Here is a 19,145-nt window from a genome sequence, read left to right on the forward strand (position 1 = left end):
GTGAATTATTCAATAGAAGGATAAATTGATCAATTCAACCAAATTAAATCATCTCTTTTTATCATCGGATGAAGGAGGCAACTTAGAAATGAAAGCAACTGGTATTGTACGTCGTATTGATGACCTCGGGAGGGTCGTTATACCGAAAGAAATTAGAAGAACGTTACGTATTCGTGAAGGAGATCCTTTGGAAATCTTCGTAGATCGAGATGGGGAGGTTATTCTAAAGAAATATTCTCCTATTAGTGAACTTAGTGATTTTGCGAAAGAATATGCAGAAGCCTTGTATGATAGTTTAGGGCAACCGGTTTTAATTTGTGACAGAGACACGTTTATCGCGGTTGCTGGTGGATCAAAGAAAGAATACTTAAACAAAAGTGTAAGTGACGTAATTGAACGTGCTATGGAAGAAAGAGGATCTGTACTAGTAACGGACGAGCAACAAGTTGCAATTGTTGACGGTAATACAGAAACACTTACGTCTTATACTATCGGAGCAATTGTAGCGAATGGTGATCCCATCGGTGCAGTCGTCATTCTTTCTAAAGACAAGGCACTTGGAGAAGTAGAACAAAAAGCAGTAGAAACAGCGGCTGGGTTTTTAGCGCGTCAAATGGAGCAATAAGAACAAGAACCGCAATCAAAAAAGCAGTAGGGGAAACCCTATTGCTTTTTCTTTTGAAAAGCATCGTGAAACTGCAGAAGCGGACTAACTAAAACATTAAAAATGACCTAATAGTTGATGTTCCTCTTATTTACGTGGGAATCGCGTCCCTCCCACCGCTACCCAAATGTAAACAGCTGGTGATATAATGGAGAAACTGGAATTAGAGAAAATTAGGCGGTATACAAATGAATAACAGTAAAAACGTAACAGGGCATGTACTAAAAGGTGCAGCTATATTATCCATTGCTGGAATCATAACAAAAATATTAAGTGCAGCGTATAGAATACCTTTTCAAAATATAGTAGGTGACGTAGGCTTTTTTATCTATCAACAAGTGTACCCTATTTACGGGATTGCACTTATTTTGTCTACATATGGCTTTCCTGTCGTTATTTCAAAATTAATTGCAGAATTCCCAGAAGAAGAACAACTTGAAGCAACAAGGAAAATTGGGAAAATATCATTTATATTTTTGAGCATAGTTGGTACGTTATTTTTTATCTTTTTATTTTTTAATGCCCAGTTAATAGCGAATGTTATGGGGGATGAGCAGCTAACAGGGTTAATTCAACTTTCTGCTTTTTCATTTTTGTCCCTATCAACTCTTTCTGTCTTGAGAGGGGTGTTTCAAGGGCGAAATGAAATGGTACCAACAGCAGTTTCACAAATTGTGGAACAAACATTTCGAGTAGGACTAATTATTTTCTTCTCCATTTATTTAGTATATAACGAATATAATTTGTATTACGTTGGTAAAGGAGCTATATTAGCATCAGTCATTGGTGGAATGGCAGCTATCATTGTTTTACTTGTATTTTTAGTGAAGTCCAAGCAGCTTACTAACAGGACAAGTGTTAAAAAAACAAATATTTCTAGCTATACGATTATCCAAAAACTATTAACTCAAGGTATTACTATTTGTATAAGTAGTTTACTACTAATTTTAATTAACATGGTCGATGCTTTTACTGTATATAGAAATATGGTGGAAGTGGGGATAGATGAAACTGTCGCCAAGGGGTTAAAAGGTATCTATGACCGTGGACAACCTTTTATTCAATTGGGTACTGTTGTGGCAACGGCCTTTTCTTTATCGCTAGTCCCCGCTATAACGATGGCGATAGTGCGAAAAGAACAGAAAGAAATAGAAGATAAAATAAATTTATCTCTAAGAGTAAGTATCGTCATTGGGTTAGGCGCATCATTTGGTTTAGCACTATTAATGAAACCAATTAATACAATGTTATTTATGAATGACCATCAGTCTAGCGTATTAATGATTCTTTCTTTTTCGATTCTTTTCAGTAGTATTGCATTAACGGGTGCAGCCATTTTGCAAGGGTTGGGCTTTCCTTATACGCCTGCTTTTATTGTAGCGATAGGTGTAGGATCTAAATATATATCTAACATCCTATTATTACCGAAATACGATATATTAGGTGCAGCTATTGCGACGGTTCTGTCATTATTTATCGTTGCAAGTATTATGTTAGTAATAATTTATAATAAAACGAGGAGACCAGTGCTCAATAGCAGTTTTATTTGGACTTTAGGGAAAGCTACTGTCTTCATGAGTGTAAGTTTATTACTTTATTTGCAACTACCTTTGAATTTAGATAATAGAGAAATTGTAAGGTCTTTTTTAGGAGTAATAATTGGTGGAGCGATATTTTTATATACAATAATAAGGGGACATTATTTTTCAAAGGAGGAACTATTATTACTTCCTCTTGGTAAAAGAATAGCTAGACTTTTAAATTAACTAGGATGGTGAAAGTATGAAACGAATCAACATAGTAGGTTTAGGTGCTGGAGATCTAAATCAACTTCCTTTAGGTATATATAAACATTTAAAAAACAGTCAATCATTGTATTTACGTACAAGTGAACATCCTGTATTAAAAGAGCTAGAGCAGGAAGGTCTTTCGTTTGAATCGTTTGATTACTTGTATGAAGAGCACGAACAGTTTGAACAGGTCTATGAAGCAATTGTGCAAGTTTTATTACAAAAAAGTAGTGAAAACGATGAAATTACATATGCTGTTCCAGGGCACCCACTAGTTGCCGAAAGAACGGTACAACTACTTTTGGAAGAAGAAAAGCGAGGAAATATTGCTGTGGAAATAATAGGTGGACAGAGTTTTCTCGACCCGATGTTCTCCGCAATTGGTTTAGACCCTATTGATGGGTTTCAATTGTTGGATGCGACAAGTTTAAATAGAGATGATATTCAACTATCTTCTGCGCTCATTATTGGCCAAGTGTATGATGCTTATGTAGCTTCAGAAGTAAAGCTAACGTTGATGGAACTGCTACCAGATGATTATACAGTTTATTTAGTAACAGGAGCGGGTACAAGTGAAGAGAAGATAGTTGAAGTTCCTTTATATGAATTAGATAGGGTAACAACATTAAATAATTTAACGAGTGTATACGTACCAAAAGTTGAAGACCGCGCACTACTTAATCATCAGTTTGCTTCTTTCCGGGCAACTATCGCTACTTTAAGAGGGCCAAATGGCTGTCCTTGGGATAAAGAACAAACGCATGAATCGCTAAAGAAATATTTGATAGAGGAAGCATATGAGCTTATTGATGCGATTAATGGTGATGATATAGAAGGTATAATAGAAGAGTTAGGTGACGTTCTGCTTCAAGTAATGTTACATTCCCAAATTGGTGAAGATGATGGGTATTTTTCTATTGATGATGTCATACAAACAATAAATGAAAAGATGATTAGAAGACATCCGCATGTTTTTGCTAAAGTGGAGATAGAAACTGCAGATGATGTTGTGACAAACTGGGAAGCGATAAAAAAGGAAGAGAAAAAAGAGAGGCAGCAAAGTAACCTACTTGATACTGTGTCTGAAAGTTTACCAGCCTTATCAAAAGCGTTTCATTACCAAAAGAAAGCAGCGAAAGTTGGGTTTGACTGGGGAGAGACGGATCCGATTTGGGACAAAATTTATGAAGAATTAAAAGAACTACAAGAAGAGTGGAAAAAAGGTCACCATGATCTAAAGGTGAAAGAAGAGTTTGGCGACCTACTATTTGCACTCATTAACATAGGGCGTTATTACAAAATAGATCCAGAAGACGCATTAACTGTTACGAATCATAAATTTTATAATCGTTTTAGTTACATAGAGGGTCGAGTAAAAGAATTAAAAAAAGATTGGGACGAATTTTCATTAGAACAGCTAGATGCATTTTGGAATGAAGCAAAAAAATTAGAAAAGTAAAAGGGGTATGTGAGATGAGATTAGATAAATATTTAAAAGTATCAAGAATTATAAAACGTCGTACATTAGCTAAGGAAGTAGCTGAAAAAGGTAGAATATCGATTAATGGTGTTCAAGCAAAAGCTAGTAGTAACGTAAAAGCTGGCGATGAACTGACATTACATTTTGGTCAAAAAATTGTAACTGCTAAAGTTAACCATATTCAAGAAAATGCAAAGAAAGAAGAAGCGTCTTTAATGTATACGATTATAAAAGAAGAAAGAATAGAACAAGAAGAAGTTTAGAGCTTGTTCTAAAAAAGATTCTCTCTCATATATATGTACTATTAATAGTCTTAATAGTGAGGGATGAATATGAACCAATATTATGAACAGAATCAACCATCAAAAAGTAATATTCAAGATCAAGACATTGTTATGCGAGGCAGAAGGTTATTAGATATTACAGGAGTAAAGCAGGTTGAAAGCTTTGACAATGAAGAATTTTTATTAGAAACGGTAATGGGTTTCCTGGCGGTTAGAGGTCAAAACTTACAAATGAAAAACCTTGATGTGGACAAAGGAGTAGTGTCTATAAAAGGTAAAATTATGGAAATAATTTATTTAGACGACCAGCATGCAGACAAAACTAAAGGCTTCTTTAGTAAGTTGTTCAAATGAGTTTAACTATACAATTTTATACAATGGCCGCAATGATAGGTGTTGGAAGCTGGTTAGGTGCGGCGATTGATACGTACGGACGGTTTTTACAAAGAGAAAAAAGAGCTAAATGGTTCATCTTCATTAATGATGTGCTCTTTTGGCTCTTACAAGGTTTAATTACCTTTTACGTCTTGCTGCTGGTCAATGAAGGAGAACTACGTTTTTATATATTAATTGCCCTACTATGTGGCTATGCTGCATATCAAGCACTATTGCGGAATATTTTTTTAAGGTTACTTGAAACACTTATTCAATGGACCATTAACTTGTACCTTGTTTTAGAAAAGATCTTCCGATTGATAATTGTTCGACCGATTCAAGCAGTCGTACAAGCTATCATTGTGCTTATAATAGCTATTGGTAAAGGATTATATAATATTGGGAAAATGCTAGTAATCATACTATGGAAAGTTACGTTAGTGTTATTATGGCCTTTAAAAGCAGTTGGATTACTTCTGTGGAAATTGACTCCTAATTTTGTCAAAAAGTATTTGGAAATTTTTATTCGCAAATTAGCAGGATTTTATGAGATAATAAAGAATACAACAGTGAAGGTTATAAAATATTTGAAAAATTTCCGAAAGGTGCGCTAAAGGAGGAAGACGTATGAGCACTGCTAATAATGATAAGGTAAGTCAAATTCGTTCACAATACTATCAACAGCTAGAAGAAGAACAGCAAAAGAAAATAAAAAAAAGACGCGGTCTATATATGCGACTAGCAGTGTTTTTTACTTTCACCTTAATAGTAGCGGGCTTTATCGGAAAGGCTTTTTATAATCAGCATGTCGTACTAAACGATAAGTTAGAGCAGAAAGAAGTATTGGAACAAAAGTTAAGTCAGCTACAAAAAGAACAACAACATTTAGAAGATGAGATTGTAAAATTAAATGATGATGAGTATATATTAAAGATCGCAAGGCGAGATTATTTTATGTCAGAAAAGGGAGAAATTATCTTTAATATCCCTAAACAAAAGGATAGAGATACCTCGTCATATTGACACCTTAATTTTGCTCTAGTTATAATAGAGGTAAAGTGAATTATTTTTTTAAAGATTTTAAGGAGGAACATTTTTTTTATGTCAATCGAAGTAGGCAGCAAATTACAAGGGAAAGTAACAGGTATAACAAATTTTGGTGCGTTTGTGGAGCTGCCAGGTAATATAACTGGTTTAGTTCACATTAGTGAAGTAGCGGATAACTATGTAAAAGACATTAATGAGCATTTGAAAGTCGGCGATGAAGTTCAAGTGAAAGTTATTAATGTTGAAAAAGATGGAAAGATTGGTCTTTCTATTAAAAAGGCTAGTGAAACTTACCGTGAACCACAACAACGTTCCAACCAGCAACGCCCGAAAAAGCAGCGTGACGATTTCCGTCCGAAGGAGAACTTCGAACAAAAAATGGCTCGCTTCTTAAAAGATAGTGAAGACCGTTTAGCTTCTTTAAAGCGTAATACCGAATCAAAACGCGGAGGTCGTGGAGCAAGAAGAGGATAATTTGCTGCTGAAATCCACATATATAGAAGAAATAATAAGATACAAGTTAAACCACATTCGTATAGAGTGTGGTTTTTTATATTTCATAATTTTATAATAACTAAATGTGAAATGAAAACGATCAGCCTTAAAGTGTTAGTTCTGGCAAATAGAAAAAGACATTCTCTCTTGAGAATGTCTTTAAGTATGACCCGTACGGGATTCGAACCCGTGTTACCGCCGTGAAAGGGCGGTGTCTTAACCGCTTGACCAACGGGCCTAAAATTATGGTAGCGGCGGAGGGAGTCGAACCCACGACCTCACGGGTATGAACCGTACGCTCTAGCCAGCTGAGCTACACCGCCATAATTCAAAAACTTTTTTAAAGCACAAGGAATATAGTACTAGCATATTGCATATATGTCAATATAAAAAGTTAATGAAAGAAAATTTAAACATTTTCTCCCCTTTTCTGTTGCCATTTTACAAAATATGAAGCGAAAAGATGACAAACAGAAAAGGATTGTGACATCTTTTCTGCCATTAACATGAAATAAGTCGAACATTTCTTCTTTTTACTGTAGTTACTTTGACAAATCTTTCTCTTCTGTCCTTATATAATGTTCACAACAATGAAAAACGGGAGAGGATTTTTTTATGGAAAGAAATATGGCACAGGCAATATCGGAAGTTCCAATGGAAAAAATTCAAAAAGGTTATTTACTACCGTTTAAAAAAATGAAGCAGTATGTAATGACTGTACTGTTTCGCCAAGGATTTCTTTTAGTTTTTATCGGCTTTCTGTTGGGACGAGCTCTAATATTAGGTGAAATTACACCATTTGCATTACCGTTCTTTGCGGCAGTCTATTTAATGAGACCGAAAAGAGCAGGTTTAACGTTAATTGCGTTAGTTTTAGGAGCTATTACGATCTCTGGATTTACGGCCTTGCATATAGGTGGTGGTATTTTATTATTAGCGTTGTTAATGAAATGGACAAGGTCTTTAAAATACGAAACGCTAAAACTATTACCATTTCTCGTATTTACAGCTGCTTTTCTATCAAAGGCTGCTTTACATTACATGACTTCCGAAATTGTCATGTATGACTGGATGATGATTGGTGTAGAGGCAGGACTAGGCTTTATATTGACGCTCATATTTTTACAAAGTATTCCGTTATTAACGATGAAAAAGAAAAAACAAACGTTTCGTACGGAAGAAATAATTTCACTTATTATTCTTCTAGCCTCTGTTCTTACTGGTACAATCGGTTGGTCCCTTTATGAAATGGAAGTAGTACACGTATTATCTAGATACTTAGTGTTATTATTCGCATTCGTTGCAGGGGCAACAGTTGGGTCTACAGTAGGAGTAGTAACTGGGTTAATTTTAAGTTTAGCTACTGTTAGTAGTTTGTATCAAATGAGTTTGTTAGCGTTCGCCGGGCTATTAGGTGGATTATTAAAAGAAGGGAATAAAGTAGGTGTTTCTGTAGGGTTACTATTAGGGACATTGTTAATCGGTATATACGGAGAGGGATTCCAAACATTACTACCATCTTTATTGGAATCATTAATAGCTGTTACCATCTTTTTATTTACACCAAAAAAAGCTATTTCATCTATTGCAAAACATATACCAGGAACAGCAGAATATGCTGCTGAACAGCAGTTGTATATGCGGAAAGTAAGAGATGTAACAGCGAACCGAGTAGATCAATTTTCACAAGTGTTTCAAGCGCTATCCAATAGCTTTTCAAAAATTCCATTTCAACACGACCAAGAAGATTATAGTAAAGATATCTTTTTAAGTAATGTTACGGAAAAAACATGTCAGTCGTGTTTTAAAAAGGAGCAATGTTGGGCGCAAAAATTTCAACAAACATATGAATTAATGAATGATATGATGGACGAAATGAATAACGGAACATATACCTCGAATATTAAACTTCAAAAACAATTTGAACGGCATTGTTCTAAAGCAGACAAAGTAAAAACGGCAATGTCACAAGAGTTATTACATTATCAGGCAAGTAATAGTTTAAAAAAACAATTGAAGGAAAGTAGGAGATTGGTAGCGGATCAATTATTAGGTGTTTCACAGGTAATGGAAAACTTTGCAAAAGAAATTCAAAGGGAACGTGAAAATCATTATGCACAAGAAGATCAAATTTTAGAGGCAATGCAAGCTTTTGGAGTCGAAATTGAACATGTAGAGATATATTGTTTAGAACAAGGGAATGTAGATATAGAAATGACAATTCCGTTCTGTAATGGCCATGGTGAGTGTGAAAAATTAATTGCTCCGATGCTTTCGGACATTTTACAAGAAAATATAGTAGTGAAAAATGAAGATTGCAATGCAGACAATAACGGATATTGTCACGTATCGTTTAGTTCTGCCAAAACTTATATAGTGAATTCAAGTGCGGCTCATGCAGCGAAAGGTGGGGGGTTAGTTTCAGGTGATTGTTACTCGACGATAGAGCTAGGGTTAGGGAAATATGCAGTAGCAATTAGTGATGGGATGGGAAATGGAGAGAGAGCACATTTTGAAAGTAACGAAACGATTAAACTACTTCAAAAAATCTTACAATCAGGAATCGAAGAAAGAGTGGCAATTAAATCGATTAACTCTATTTTATCGTTGCGCACAACAGATGAAATTTTTACAACGTTAGATTTAGCGATTATCGATTTGCAAGATGCATCTGCTAAATTTTTGAAGGTCGGTTCAACTCCAAGCTTTATTAAGAGAGGAGATAAAGTTATTAAAATTGAGGCTAGTAATCTTCCAATGGGTATCATCCAAGATTTTGATGTGGACGTTGTAAGTGAACAACTGAAAGCAGGAGATCTACTCATCATGATGAGCGATGGAATATTTGAAGGACCAAAACATGTCGAAAACTACGATTTATGGATGAAGCGAAAAATATCAGAAATCCAAACAGAGGATCCACAAGAAATTGCCGACCTTTTAATGGAGGAAGTAATCCGTACCCGGTCTGGCCATATTCAAGATGACATGACGGTAGTCGTTTCGAAAGTACAAAGAAATACTCCAAAGTGGGCATCGATTCCTGTCCATCAATATATTTCGAAAAAACCAACAATGAAAGCAGCATTATAAATTACGAAATCTAGTAAAATATGTATAAAAAACTCCCATCTAGGCGATGATGCTAATGCGTATGTAAGCATTAGGAGGGGATGGAAAATGTATAAAGGTACATTAAAACAAATTCTATTAATTACAGACGGGTGTTCAAATTCAGGTGAAGACCCAATTGCAATGGCGGCATTAGCACGAGAGTATGGAATTACAGTAAATGTTATCGGAGTCATGGACCGTGATGTTATTGATGATAGAGGAATGAAAGAAATTGAAGGTATTGCAATGTCTGGTGGGGGGGTAAGCCAAGTAGTGTATGCTAAGCAGCTGTCACAAACAGTACAAATGGTTACCCGTAAAGCGATGACGCAAACATTACAAGGTGTTATTAATAAAGAACTACAGCAAATATTAGGTCCGAATTCTAGTATGGAAGAATTACCTCCAGAAAAACGAGGAGAGGTTATGGAAGTAGTAGATGAGCTAGGTGAAACAGTTTCACTTGAAATTTTAATTTTAGTAGATACTAGTGCTAGTATGAAGACAAAACTTCCAACGGTAAAGGAAGCGTTGTTTGACCTTAGTTTAAGTCTAAATGCTAGAATTGGCCATAATAGCTATGGGGTATTCGTTTTCCCGGGGAAGCGCCAAGAAGTAGAAAAAGTGTTAGATTGGACACCAAAGCTTGAATCACTCTCTACTATTTTTCCAAAACTAACAACAGGTGGTATCACACCTACTGGTCCAGCAATTCAAGAGGCAATTTCCCACTTTAAGAATAATAGTGGCATAAGGAGCAAGGTGGCTTATGATGAACAGTACATGGAAGAGTCCGGATTATAAAATCGTCCCTGGGACAACGGTTGTTGGGAAATGGCATAAAAATCGTTACAGCATAATAAAAACACTTGGGTACGGGGCGACAGGTCATGTCTATTTGGCGAATTGTACAAATGGAGAGCAAGTAGCTCTAAAGATAAGTGATAATAGTCTTTCGATTACTTCGGAAGTTAATGTATTACGTCATTTTGAGAAGGTCCAAGGGTTTGCCCTCGGACCTTCTTTAATCGATGTAGATGATTGGGAAATAATGCATGGAAAATCGATTTCTTTTTATGTGATGGAATACGTTCGAGGAGAAAGCTTTCTCACCTTTATTAACCAAAGAGGGCAGGAATGGATAGGTATATTAATTTTACAGTTGCTTTCTGATTTACATATATTACATAAGGAAGGTTGGGTGTTTGGTGACTTAAAACCAGACAATTTAATGATTTCTCTACACCCACCAAAAGTGAGAATGTTAGACGTAGGAGGTACTACGTTAAAAGGTAGATCAGTAAAGGAATTTACGGAGTTCTTTGACCGAGGATATTGGGGCTTAGGAACAAGAAGAGCAGAAGAGTCGTATGATTTGTTTTCAGTAGCAATGATTATGATTAATGCTGCCTATCCAAACCGTTTTGAAAAAGACGGTAGAGGTGTTTTACAATTAAAAGAAAAGATTAAACATCATCCTTTTTTATTAGCGCATGAAAAATTCCTTACTAGTGCATTGAACGGGAACTTTGTGAATGCTTTACAAATGAAGGAAGCTTTAGCAAAAAGTTTGAGTAACGCACCAAGAAACAAGGAAAAAATAACAAAGGTTACAAAAACTCAAACTGTTACAAGTAGAGTAGCTCGAAGAAACCAAAGAAAGACAAAAAAGTTTATTAAAAGATTTTCAGAAACTATCGTGTTAGTTGCGGTCGTTTGTATGATTTATTTTCTTTATGTTTACAGTCACCTATTATAGGGTAAAAGTCATTTGCTAACTTTTTTAAAAAAATGATGTTTCTTTTTTGCTCTTAAGTAAGTGAAAATGATACGATAAGCATTGAAAATGACATTTATGGAAAAGAGTTTAGTATATGAAGGAAAAAGTGTTAGCCTTTATAAAAAAGCATAAATTATTGAAGAGTGGAAAAACGGTTGTTGTTGGTGTAAGTGGAGGAACGGATTCTGTCTGTCTATTACATTTGCTAAAGAGCATACAATTAAGTAAAAACATAACAATTATATGTGCTCATGTAGACCATATGTTTAGAGGAAAAGAATCGGAAGAGGATCTGTATTTTGTAAAGGCTTTATGTGAACAATGGGACATTCCGTTTGAATCTACTCAAATTAATGTTACTGATTTTATGAAAAAGCGAAAAATGAGCTCACAGACAGCTGCAAGAGAATGTCGTTACCACTTTTTTAAAGAAGTAATGAAAAAATATAAAGCCGAATACTTAGCTCTTGGGCATCACGGTGATGACCAAATTGAAACAATGTTAATGCGGTTCGGAAGAGGTGCAGTATCATTAGGTTATGCAGGTATTCAACCTTTACGTCCATTTGCAACTGGATTTCTCATTCGTCCACTTTTATGCGTAGATAAAGACGAGATTGAGAAATACATAAACGATGAAAATCTTCCGTACCGAACGGATCCTAGTAACAAAGAGAATGCTTATACAAGGAATCGAATAAGGCATTTTGTTCTTCCTTCATTAAAAGCTGAATTTCCAACAGTTCATGAAAAATTCCAAACGTTTAGCGAGCGGTTAACAGAAGATGAATTGTACTTACAGGAATTAACGCATCAAAAAATGAATAAAGTAATGAAAAGTAAAGAAGTAGGCTCCGTTAAAATCGACAGAAATGAATTCTGTTTACTGGCAAAACCTTTACAAAGAAGAGGGATTCAACTAATATTAAAATATCTCTATAATAATGAAATTCCTCCAGCTTTATCCTCTATACATATTAATAATTTATTATCGTTATTAACAAGTGAACATCCTTCAGGTTCATTGGATTTTCCAAACGGATTAACGGTTAAACGTTCTTATAATGAATGTTTGTTTACTTTTGAAACGGAAAGTAATCAACCGTATGCATTAACTGTAAATATTCCAGGGAAAATTATTTTACCTAGTGGGGATGAGGTTAATTGTGCAGTTTTAGCAGAATATAAAAAGGATATTCGTAAATCCTCTAATACAGCTATAGTTGACTTAACGCACGTAACGTTACCGCTAATTGTAAGATCTAGAATATTTGGTGACCGAATTCAACTTAAAGGAATGGTTGGGAGTAAGAAGGTAAAAAATATATTTATCGACCAAAAAGTCCCTATACATGAGCGGAGTCGCTGGCCAATTATTACAGATAAAAACGGTAATATATTATGGGTTCCAATGTTAGCACGATCAATCTATGAAGCAAAAGAGGATACAGGTGGTCCAGTTTTACTTATTACATGGAAGTCGAGTCGAAGTTTGGGAGGCAATTATTGAAATGAATCAAGATATTGAAAAAGTACTTTACAGCGAAGAACAACTACAAGAAAAAATAAGAGAGTTAGGCAAGCAATTAACGGAGGAGTATAAGGATCGTTTTCCGTTAGTCATTGGCGTTTTAAAAGGTGCAATGCCATTTATGGGAGACCTTATTAAACGTGTCGATACATATTTAGAATTAGATTTTATGGATGTATCAAGCTATGGAAACTCTACAGTTTCCTCCGGTGAAGTAAAGATTTTAAAGGATTTAGATACTTCTGTTGAAGGTCGAGATATTTTAATTATCGAAGACATTATTGACAGTGGTCTAACTCTTAGTTACTTAGTGGAGCTATTTCGCTATCGTAAGGCTAAATCCATTAAAATCGTTACATTGTTAGATAAACCGACAGGAAGAAAAGCGAACATCAAAGCGGATTACGTAGGATTTATCGTACCAGATGAGTTTGTAGTAGGGTATGGGCTAGATTATGCAGAAAAATATCGCAACTTGCCTTATATTGGTGTTTTAAAACCAGAAGTTTATACTAATAATGAAGAATAATATTCATTCAAAGTACATTTCTTGAATGGAATTAATTCTCTATGATACTATTGTCTTTAGCTTGTTATTGCGGGAGGAGGTAAGGGATGAACAGAATATTTCGTAATACAATATTTTATTTATTAATCTTTTTAGTTGTCATTGGTGTAGTTAGCTTTTTTAACAATCCTGGAACAAATCAGGAGCCAATGTCTTATAGTGAATTCATTCAAGAACTAGAAGGCGGAAGAGTAGAACAGTTTTCTATTCAACCGGTCCGTTCAGTTTATGAAGTAAGAGGTTCCTTAGTAGGGGCTGAAGAAGGGAAAACATTTATTGTTGATGTGTTGCCAAGTGGTTTAGAAAGAATCGAAGCTTTCGCTGCACAAAACCCTGGTGTAAAGGTAGAAAAGGCACAGGAAACTAGCGGTTGGGTTACATTCTTTACTTCAATCATTCCGTTTGTCATCATCTTTATTTTATTCTTCTTCCTACTCAACCAAGCACAAGGTGGCGGAAGCCGTGTAATGAATTTTGGTAAGAGTAAGGCAAAACTGTATAGTGAAGAGAAGAAAAAAGTAAAATTTAAAGATGTAGCAGGTGCGGATGAAGAAAAACAAGAACTTGTAGAGGTTGTAGAGTTTTTAAAAGACCCAAGAAAATTTTCTGAATTAGGAGCGCGTATTCCAAAAGGAGTTCTTTTAGTGGGACCTCCTGGGACAGGTAAAACATTATTAGCTCGTGCTGTTGCTGGTGAGGCGGGAGTTCCATTCTTCTCTATCAGTGGATCTGACTTTGTTGAGATGTTTGTTGGTGTCGGGGCATCACGTGTTCGTGACTTGTTCGAAAATGCAAAGAAAAACGCGCCGTGTATTATCTTTATTGATGAGATTGATGCTGTAGGTCGTCAACGTGGAGCTGGTTTAGGTGGAGGTCACGATGAGCGTGAGCAAACCTTAAACCAATTACTAGTTGAAATGGATGGTTTTGGAGCAAACGAAGGTATTATTATCATCGCCGCAACAAACCGCCCAGATATTTTAGACCCTGCATTATTACGTCCAGGACGATTTGACCGTCAAATTACAGTTGACCGTCCAGACTTAAAAGGTCGTGAAGCGGTACTTAAAGTACACGCTCGCAATAAACCACTCGATCAAAATATTGATATGAAAACTATTGCTATGCGTACTCCTGGATTTTCAGGTGCAGACCTAGAGAACTTGCTTAATGAAGCAGCTTTAGTTGCAGCAAGGCAAAATAAAAAGTATATTGACATGTTAGATGTAGATGAAGCAATCGATCGTGTCATTGCAGGACCGGCTAAAAAGAGTCGTGTTATATCAGAAAAAGAAAGAAATATTGTTGCTTACCATGAAGGTGGTCATACTATTATCGGTGTCATGTTAGATGAGGCAGATATGGTACATAAAGTAACAATCGTTCCACGCGGTCAAGCCGGTGGTTACGCAGTAATGTTACCTAAAGAAGATCGCTACTTCATGACAAAGCCGGAGCTATTAGATAAAATTACTGGACTATTAGGTGGCCGTGTGGCTGAAGAAGTAGTATTTAACGAAGTAAGTACGGGAGCTCACAACGATTTCCAACGTGCAACGAATATTGCTCGTAAAATGGTTACCGAATATGGAATGAGTGATAAACTTGGACCATTACAATTCGGTCAAGCATCAGGTGGTCAAGTTTTCCTAGGTAGAGACATCCAAAATGAGCAAAATTATAGTGATGCTATTGCACATGAAATTGATATGGAGATCCAACGTATCATTAAAGATTGTTATGAACGTGCAAGAACTATTTTAACGGAAAATAGAGATAAACTAGAAATCATTGCACAAACGTTATTAGAGGTTGAAACGCTAGATGCAGAACAAATTAAACATTTAGTTGATCACGGAACTTTACCGGAAAAACCAGAACCAAAGTTAGATACTCCAAAAGAGGACGATGTAAAAGTAAACATTAACTCTAAAAGAGATGACAATGAAGAAAAAAAGGATAAAGACGATACAAAATCCGAATAACAAAAAGATGCCATCATGGCATCTTTTTGTTTGTTTAATACAAGTTTTTTAAATGACACTTATTTTAAGAAACAAAGTATTTAATCTACATAAAAAAGGGAACATTAAGTCGAAAAGAGTAGAATAATCCACGTGCATGTCGAAAAAACATTTCCCGAGAAATAGAACGTTTGTTTAAACATAAGAAAACATTGTATGGTATGATGTTGCCATGAATTATTCTTAAGCAAAGTTGGGGTATACATATGATATTTGTCTTAGATGTAGGGAATACAAATACTGTGCTAGGCGTTTACGAAAAGGATAAGCTTGTTCATCATTGGAGAATTGAAACAAGTCGTAATAAGACAGAAGATGAATACGGGATGATTGTAAAAAACTTATTACAACATGTTGGAATATCATTTAAAGATTTCAATGGAATTATTATTTCCTCCGTAGTACCTCCCATTATGTTTTCTCTAGAAAGAATGTGCAATAAATACTTTGGAATTAATCCGATCGTAGTAGGTCCTGGAATTAAAACTGGACTAAACATAAAATACGAAAACCCAAGGGAAGTAGGGGCAGACCGAATTGTAAATGCTGTTGCTGCGATTCGTGAATATGGAAGTCCTTTAATTATTGTGGACTTTGGTACTGCTTCTACCTATTGTTACATAAACGAGAAAAAACAATATATGGGTGGGGCTATTGCACCTGGGATTGGAATATCTACAGAAGCGTTATATTCAAGAGCAGCTAAACTTCCAAGAATCGAAATCGCAAGACCAGAGGGGATAATTGGAAAAACAACAGTAAGTGCAATGCAAGCAGGGATCTTATACGGGTACGTTGGACAAGTCGAAGGAATTGTTGAGAGAATGAAGCAAGAAAGTAAAGAAAAACCTAAAGTTATTGCAACAGGAGGATTAGCAGAATTAATAGCAAAAGAATCAAAAGTTATTGATATAGTGGATCCGTTTCTTACGTTAAAGGGTTTATATTTAATATATACAAAAAATAAAAGAGAAGAGGACATATAGAAAGGAGTTTCACCGATGAAAGATTACTTAGTAAAAGCACTAGCGTTTAATGGACAAGTGCGTGCATATGCTGCCAATACAACAGAAACTGTAGCGGAGGCCCAAAGAAGGCATTATACGTGGCCGACTGCATCTGCTGCACTCGGAAGAGCAATGACAGCAACTGTGATGATGGGCAGTATGTTAAAGGGAGACAACAAAATTACTGTGAAAATTGATGGAGGAGGTCCATTAGGGACTATTCTTGTAGATAGTAATGCTAGTGGAAGTGTGCGTGGTTATGTGCAAAACCCACAAACACATTTTGAATTAAATAAGCATGGGAAATTAGATGTTGCACGTGCAGTTGGTACGAACGGAACATTATCGGTCGTAAAAGATATTGGAATGAGGGATCATTTTTCTGGTCAAACAGAAATTGTTTCTGGAGAACTTGGGGAAGATTTCACATACTATTTTGTTGTTTCTGAGCAAGTTCCGTCAGCGGTAGGAGTTGGTGTTTTAGTCAACCCTGACAATTCCATTTTAGCAGCTGGGGGCTTTATTATTCAGCTATTACCTGGAACAGATGACGAAACAATTAACATTATAGAATCAAAAATTAATAATATGACGCCAGTATCTAAATTAATTGAAAAAGGCTTAACGCCTGAGCAATTAATCGAAGAGATATTAGGTAAAAGAAATGTAAAGTTTTTAGAAACTGTCCCAGTTCACTTTCAGTGTAAATGCTCAAGAGAACGATTTGAAAGTGCAATTATTTCATTAGGAAAAGATGAAATACAGGAAATCATTACAGAAGGTGGCGAAGCAGAAACGCATTGTCATTTTTGCAATGCAAAATACAATTTTACAAAAGAAGAATTAGAACAAATGTTAGATCAAGCAAAAGGATAAGGTAAAAATATATGTTGCACTATATTAAAAGGTTATCAAAACAAACGTTATGGTATTGTGTTATTGGGTTAATTGTAATAAATATTATTACAATTGTTATTACAACAAACAAAGCTAATAGCAAATCACAGGAAGTTGTTAGTTTAGTGCAAAGTGTTGATGATGTAGTTGCGGAAGTTGATGAGACACCGATAACGAAATTAGAGCTACTGACAGAACTAGAAAAGCGTTTCGGATCAGAAGTGTTACAGGAGTTAGTAAACAGAAAAGTTGTTAATGTAATGGCTAATAAATATAACATTACCATTTCAGATGAAGAAGTAGATCGAGAATGGAAGCTAATTAAGACCATCTATCAGCATAATACGAATTTTTCTTCGAATTCTGTAGAAGAGATGAAAGAACATATTCGTACTAGCCTTCAATTAGAGGAATTATTAGTTAAAGACGTAACCATTCCTGAGGATGAAGTACAAAAATTTTATGAACAAAATAAAGTATTATACAATATTCCAGAGTCATACCATCTTTCACAAATTATCGTAAATGATAAAAAAACAGCAGAACAAGTAATGAAAGAATTGAAAGAAGGCTCCAGTTTTTCTGCTCTAGCAATGGAAAAGTCGATAGATGATTTATCAGCAAATCAAGGTGGCGATATTGGTTATTTATCTTCACAGCATATCGGGAATTATCCAGAAATATATATAAAAGAGGCTAGTGAGTTACAAAGTGGAAAGTGGAGCACCCCTATTCAACTAGAGGACGAAGCTTATGCCATTATTTACTTGCATGAAAAGATAGATGCTACAAACTTTTCTTATGAGGATGTGAAAGACCAAGTTCGTCGTATGTTAGCACTAGAACAAATTGAGGAACCAGTCCGAGTAGAAATGTTTTGGAATGAAGTTGGTGTTGAATGGCTTTACGACAACGAGGAAACGAATTAATTTTTGAAAAGCCTAATTGATTGACAATTTCGACCATTAAGTGATTTAATAAGATTAAATCCGATAAGATTACTTAGTTATTAAGGGGCTGATAATATGGTTCGTGTAGCAAACTCGATTGATGAGCTTGTAGGGCAAACGCCAATTGTGAAGTTAAACCGTATAGTAGAAGAAGAAATGGCAGATGTTTATTTAAAACTAGAATTTATGAATCCAGGTAGTAGTGTAAAAGATCGTATTGCTTTAGCGATGATTGATGATGCAATAGCAAAAGGGGAATTAAAAGAAGGAGATACGATTATTGAACCGACTAGTGGTAATACAGGAATCGGTTTAGCAATGATAGCAGCATCAAAAGGACTTAAGGCTATTTTAGTAATGCCTGAAACAATGAGCATGGAGCGTCGAAACTTACTACGTGCATACGGTGCTGAGCTAGTGTTAACTCCAGGACCAGAAGGAATGGGTGGAGCGATTCGTAAAGCAGAGGAACTTGCTGCTGAAAAGAACTTATTCATGCCACAACAGTTTAATAATGAAGCAAACCCAGAAATACATCGTAAAACGACTGGGAAAGAAATCGTTGAACAGATGGGTAACCAGTTAGATGCTTTTATTTCAGGGATTGGAACAGGTGGTACGATCACAGGAGCAGGAGAAGTTTTAAGAGAAGCTTATCCTGATATAAAAATTGTCGCAGTAGAACCAACAGATTCACCAGTTCTATCTGGAGGTAAACCAGGTCCACATAAAATTCAAGGAATTGGAGCTGGATTTGTTCCATCCATTTTAGATACGAATATTTATGATGAAATAATTACTGTGAAAAATGAAGAAGCTTTTGAATATGCTCGACTTGCTGCGAAGAAGGAAGGGCTTCTAGGAGGTATTTCTTCTGGTGCTGCAATATTCGCTGCACTTAAAGTTGCAAAAGAATTAGGTAAAGGGAAAAAAGTATTAGCGATTATACCGAGTAATGGTGAACGCTACTTAAGTACTCCTTTATATCAATTTGAAGACTAATTATTAAAAGGTATGAAATAATTATAATTAATTTTTACAAACTAAGGAAAACAGGTAATATACTGTTTTCCTTTTTTGGTCTTTTTTTATATTTTTTCTCACGTTTTTATTATAAATTTCATAATCGGAACACACTA

Annotated in this window: 18 protein-coding genes and 2 tRNA genes; 18 read left to right on the top strand and 2 right to left on the bottom strand. The window is 35.4% G+C overall.

The features are described from left to right. The first annotated feature begins 88 nt into the window (after positions 1–88). The 8 genes from spoVT to O1A01_RS00370 all read left to right on the top strand — a co-directional run bounded on the left by spoVT (position 89) and on the right by O1A01_RS00370 (position 6,114). Positions 89–625 (top strand): stage V sporulation protein T, encoded by a 537-nt coding sequence (gene spoVT / locus O1A01_RS00335; protein WP_066418041.1) that lies wholly within the window; start codon positions 89–91, stop codon positions 623–625. Positions 626–852: 227 nt separating this feature from the next. Further along, complete coding sequence (locus O1A01_RS00340; protein ID WP_270065358.1) at positions 853–2,430, top strand: putative polysaccharide biosynthesis protein; 1,578 nt, start codon at positions 853–855, stop codon at positions 2,428–2,430. A gap of 16 nt (positions 2,431–2,446) precedes the next feature. Then, on the top strand, positions 2,447–3,913 hold the full coding sequence (gene mazG, locus O1A01_RS00345; RefSeq protein ID WP_270065359.1) for a bifunctional methyltransferase/pyrophosphohydrolase YabN: 1,467 nt from the start codon (positions 2,447–2,449) through the stop codon (positions 3,911–3,913). Positions 3,914–3,927: 14 nt separating this feature from the next. After that, positions 3,928–4,197, top strand: a complete 270-nt coding sequence (locus O1A01_RS00350) for an RNA-binding S4 domain-containing protein (protein ID WP_066418032.1) — start codon at positions 3,928–3,930, stop codon at positions 4,195–4,197. A 69-nt stretch (positions 4,198–4,266) separates the two neighbouring features. Then, complete coding sequence (gene yabP, locus O1A01_RS00355) at positions 4,267–4,572, top strand: sporulation protein YabP (protein WP_066418030.1); 306 nt, start codon at positions 4,267–4,269, stop codon at positions 4,570–4,572. Continuing rightward, entirely contained in the window at positions 4,569–5,207 is a 639-nt protein-coding gene (gene yabQ, locus O1A01_RS00360) for a spore cortex biosynthesis protein YabQ (protein ID WP_270065360.1), read from the top strand. Before yabP ends, yabQ begins: the two co-directional genes overlap by 4 nt. 13 nt (positions 5,208–5,220) lie before the next feature. Then, positions 5,221–5,616 (top strand): FtsB family cell division protein, encoded by a 396-nt coding sequence (locus O1A01_RS00365; RefSeq protein ID WP_066418020.1) that lies wholly within the window; start codon positions 5,221–5,223, stop codon positions 5,614–5,616. 78 nt (positions 5,617–5,694) lie between these two features. Continuing rightward, complete coding sequence (locus O1A01_RS00370) at positions 5,695–6,114, top strand: S1 domain-containing RNA-binding protein (RefSeq protein ID WP_066418018.1); 420 nt, start codon at positions 5,695–5,697, stop codon at positions 6,112–6,114. 187 nt (positions 6,115–6,301) lie between these two features. On the opposite strand, the gene O1A01_RS00375 is transcribed toward O1A01_RS00370, so the two are convergent. Together O1A01_RS00375 and O1A01_RS00380 are read right to left on the bottom strand one after the other, a co-directional pair. Then, positions 6,302–6,373, bottom strand: a tRNA-Glu gene (locus O1A01_RS00375). Positions 6,374–6,381: 8 nt separating this feature from the next. Then, positions 6,382–6,458 (bottom strand) — tRNA-Met (locus O1A01_RS00380). 292 nt (positions 6,459–6,750) lie between these two features. Between O1A01_RS00380 and spoIIE the strand changes: the two genes are divergently transcribed. The 10 genes from spoIIE (at position 6,751) to cysK (ending at position 19,008) form a co-directional block, all read left to right on the top strand. Continuing rightward, positions 6,751–9,228 carry a stage II sporulation protein E gene (gene spoIIE / locus O1A01_RS00385; RefSeq protein ID WP_270065361.1) on the top strand — a complete coding sequence of 826 codons (2,478 nt, stop codon included), beginning with the start codon at positions 6,751–6,753 and terminating at the stop codon, positions 9,226–9,228. Between the two features lie 87 nt (positions 9,229–9,315). Beyond that, positions 9,316–10,053, top strand: a complete 738-nt coding sequence (locus O1A01_RS00390; protein ID WP_066418010.1) for a VWA domain-containing protein — start codon at positions 9,316–9,318, stop codon at positions 10,051–10,053. Then, positions 10,019–11,008, top strand: a complete 990-nt coding sequence (locus tag O1A01_RS00395; RefSeq protein ID WP_270065362.1) for a protein kinase domain-containing protein — start codon at positions 10,019–10,021, stop codon at positions 11,006–11,008. Before O1A01_RS00390 ends, O1A01_RS00395 begins: the two co-directional genes overlap by 35 nt. Before the next feature lie 115 nt (positions 11,009–11,123). Next, positions 11,124–12,539 carry a tRNA lysidine(34) synthetase TilS gene (gene tilS, locus O1A01_RS00400; protein WP_270065363.1) on the top strand — a complete coding sequence of 472 codons (1,416 nt, stop codon included), beginning with the start codon at positions 11,124–11,126 and terminating at the stop codon, positions 12,537–12,539. Position 12,540: 1 nt separating this feature from the next. Then, on the top strand, positions 12,541–13,089 hold the full coding sequence (gene hpt, locus O1A01_RS00405) for a hypoxanthine phosphoribosyltransferase (protein ID WP_066418004.1): 549 nt from the start codon (positions 12,541–12,543) through the stop codon (positions 13,087–13,089). Between the two features lie 86 nt (positions 13,090–13,175). Beyond that, complete coding sequence (gene ftsH / locus O1A01_RS00410) at positions 13,176–15,113, top strand: ATP-dependent zinc metalloprotease FtsH (protein ID WP_270065364.1); 1,938 nt, start codon at positions 13,176–13,178, stop codon at positions 15,111–15,113. Between the two features lie 245 nt (positions 15,114–15,358). Further along, positions 15,359–16,138, top strand: a complete 780-nt coding sequence (locus O1A01_RS00415; protein WP_066417999.1) for a type III pantothenate kinase — start codon at positions 15,359–15,361, stop codon at positions 16,136–16,138. A gap of 15 nt (positions 16,139–16,153) precedes the next feature. Continuing rightward, positions 16,154–17,035 (top strand): Hsp33 family molecular chaperone HslO, encoded by an 882-nt coding sequence (gene hslO / locus O1A01_RS00420; RefSeq protein ID WP_270065365.1) that lies wholly within the window; start codon positions 16,154–16,156, stop codon positions 17,033–17,035. Positions 17,036–17,046: 11 nt separating this feature from the next. After that, positions 17,047–17,985, top strand: a complete 939-nt coding sequence (locus O1A01_RS00425; RefSeq protein ID WP_270065366.1) for a peptidylprolyl isomerase — start codon at positions 17,047–17,049, stop codon at positions 17,983–17,985. 96 nt (positions 17,986–18,081) lie between these two features. Next, positions 18,082–19,008, top strand: coding sequence for a cysteine synthase A (gene cysK / locus O1A01_RS00430; protein WP_066417993.1), 927 nt, complete (start codon positions 18,082–18,084; stop codon positions 19,006–19,008). Positions 19,009–19,145: the final 137 nt, after the last annotated feature.

The sequence above is a fragment of the Sutcliffiella sp. NC1 genome (assembly GCF_027594365.1).
Classification (GTDB): Bacteria; Bacillota; Bacilli; order Bacillales; family Bacillaceae_I; genus Sutcliffiella; species Sutcliffiella cohnii.

What these genes read in the sequence shown, in the direction of transcription:
- ftsH (WP_270065364.1), top strand. Translation starts at nt 13,176, where the DNA reads ATGAACAGAATATTTCGTAATACAATATTTTATTTATTAATCTTTTTA.
- hpt (WP_066418004.1), top strand. Translation starts at nt 12,541, where the DNA reads ATGAATCAAGATATTGAAAAAGTACTTTACAGCGAAGAACAACTACAA.
- cysK (WP_066417993.1), top strand. Translation starts at nt 18,082, where the DNA reads ATGGTTCGTGTAGCAAACTCGATTGATGAGCTTGTAGGGCAAACGCCA.
- mazG (WP_270065359.1), top strand. Translation starts at nt 2,447, where the DNA reads ATGAAACGAATCAACATAGTAGGTTTAGGTGCTGGAGATCTAAATCAA.
- hslO (WP_270065365.1), top strand. Translation starts at nt 16,154, where the DNA reads ATGAAAGATTACTTAGTAAAAGCACTAGCGTTTAATGGACAAGTGCGT.
- spoIIE (WP_270065361.1), top strand. Translation starts at nt 6,751, where the DNA reads ATGGAAAGAAATATGGCACAGGCAATATCGGAAGTTCCAATGGAAAAA.
- O1A01_RS00415 (WP_066417999.1), top strand. Translation starts at nt 15,359, where the DNA reads ATGATATTTGTCTTAGATGTAGGGAATACAAATACTGTGCTAGGCGTT.
- O1A01_RS00395 (WP_270065362.1), top strand. Translation starts at nt 10,019, where the DNA reads ATGATGAACAGTACATGGAAGAGTCCGGATTATAAAATCGTCCCTGGG.
- O1A01_RS00370 (WP_066418018.1), top strand. Translation starts at nt 5,695, where the DNA reads ATGTCAATCGAAGTAGGCAGCAAATTACAAGGGAAAGTAACAGGTATA.
- yabQ (WP_270065360.1), top strand. Translation starts at nt 4,569, where the DNA reads ATGAGTTTAACTATACAATTTTATACAATGGCCGCAATGATAGGTGTT.
- yabP (WP_066418030.1), top strand. Translation starts at nt 4,267, where the DNA reads ATGAACCAATATTATGAACAGAATCAACCATCAAAAAGTAATATTCAA.
- O1A01_RS00340 (WP_270065358.1), top strand. Translation starts at nt 853, where the DNA reads ATGAATAACAGTAAAAACGTAACAGGGCATGTACTAAAAGGTGCAGCT.
- O1A01_RS00350 (WP_066418032.1), top strand. Translation starts at nt 3,928, where the DNA reads ATGAGATTAGATAAATATTTAAAAGTATCAAGAATTATAAAACGTCGT.
- spoVT (WP_066418041.1), top strand. Translation starts at nt 89, where the DNA reads ATGAAAGCAACTGGTATTGTACGTCGTATTGATGACCTCGGGAGGGTC.
- tilS (WP_270065363.1), top strand. Translation starts at nt 11,124, where the DNA reads ATGAAGGAAAAAGTGTTAGCCTTTATAAAAAAGCATAAATTATTGAAG.
- O1A01_RS00390 (WP_066418010.1), top strand. Translation starts at nt 9,316, where the DNA reads ATGTATAAAGGTACATTAAAACAAATTCTATTAATTACAGACGGGTGT.
- O1A01_RS00365 (WP_066418020.1), top strand. Translation starts at nt 5,221, where the DNA reads ATGAGCACTGCTAATAATGATAAGGTAAGTCAAATTCGTTCACAATAC.
- O1A01_RS00425 (WP_270065366.1), top strand. Translation starts at nt 17,047, where the DNA reads ATGTTGCACTATATTAAAAGGTTATCAAAACAAACGTTATGGTATTGT.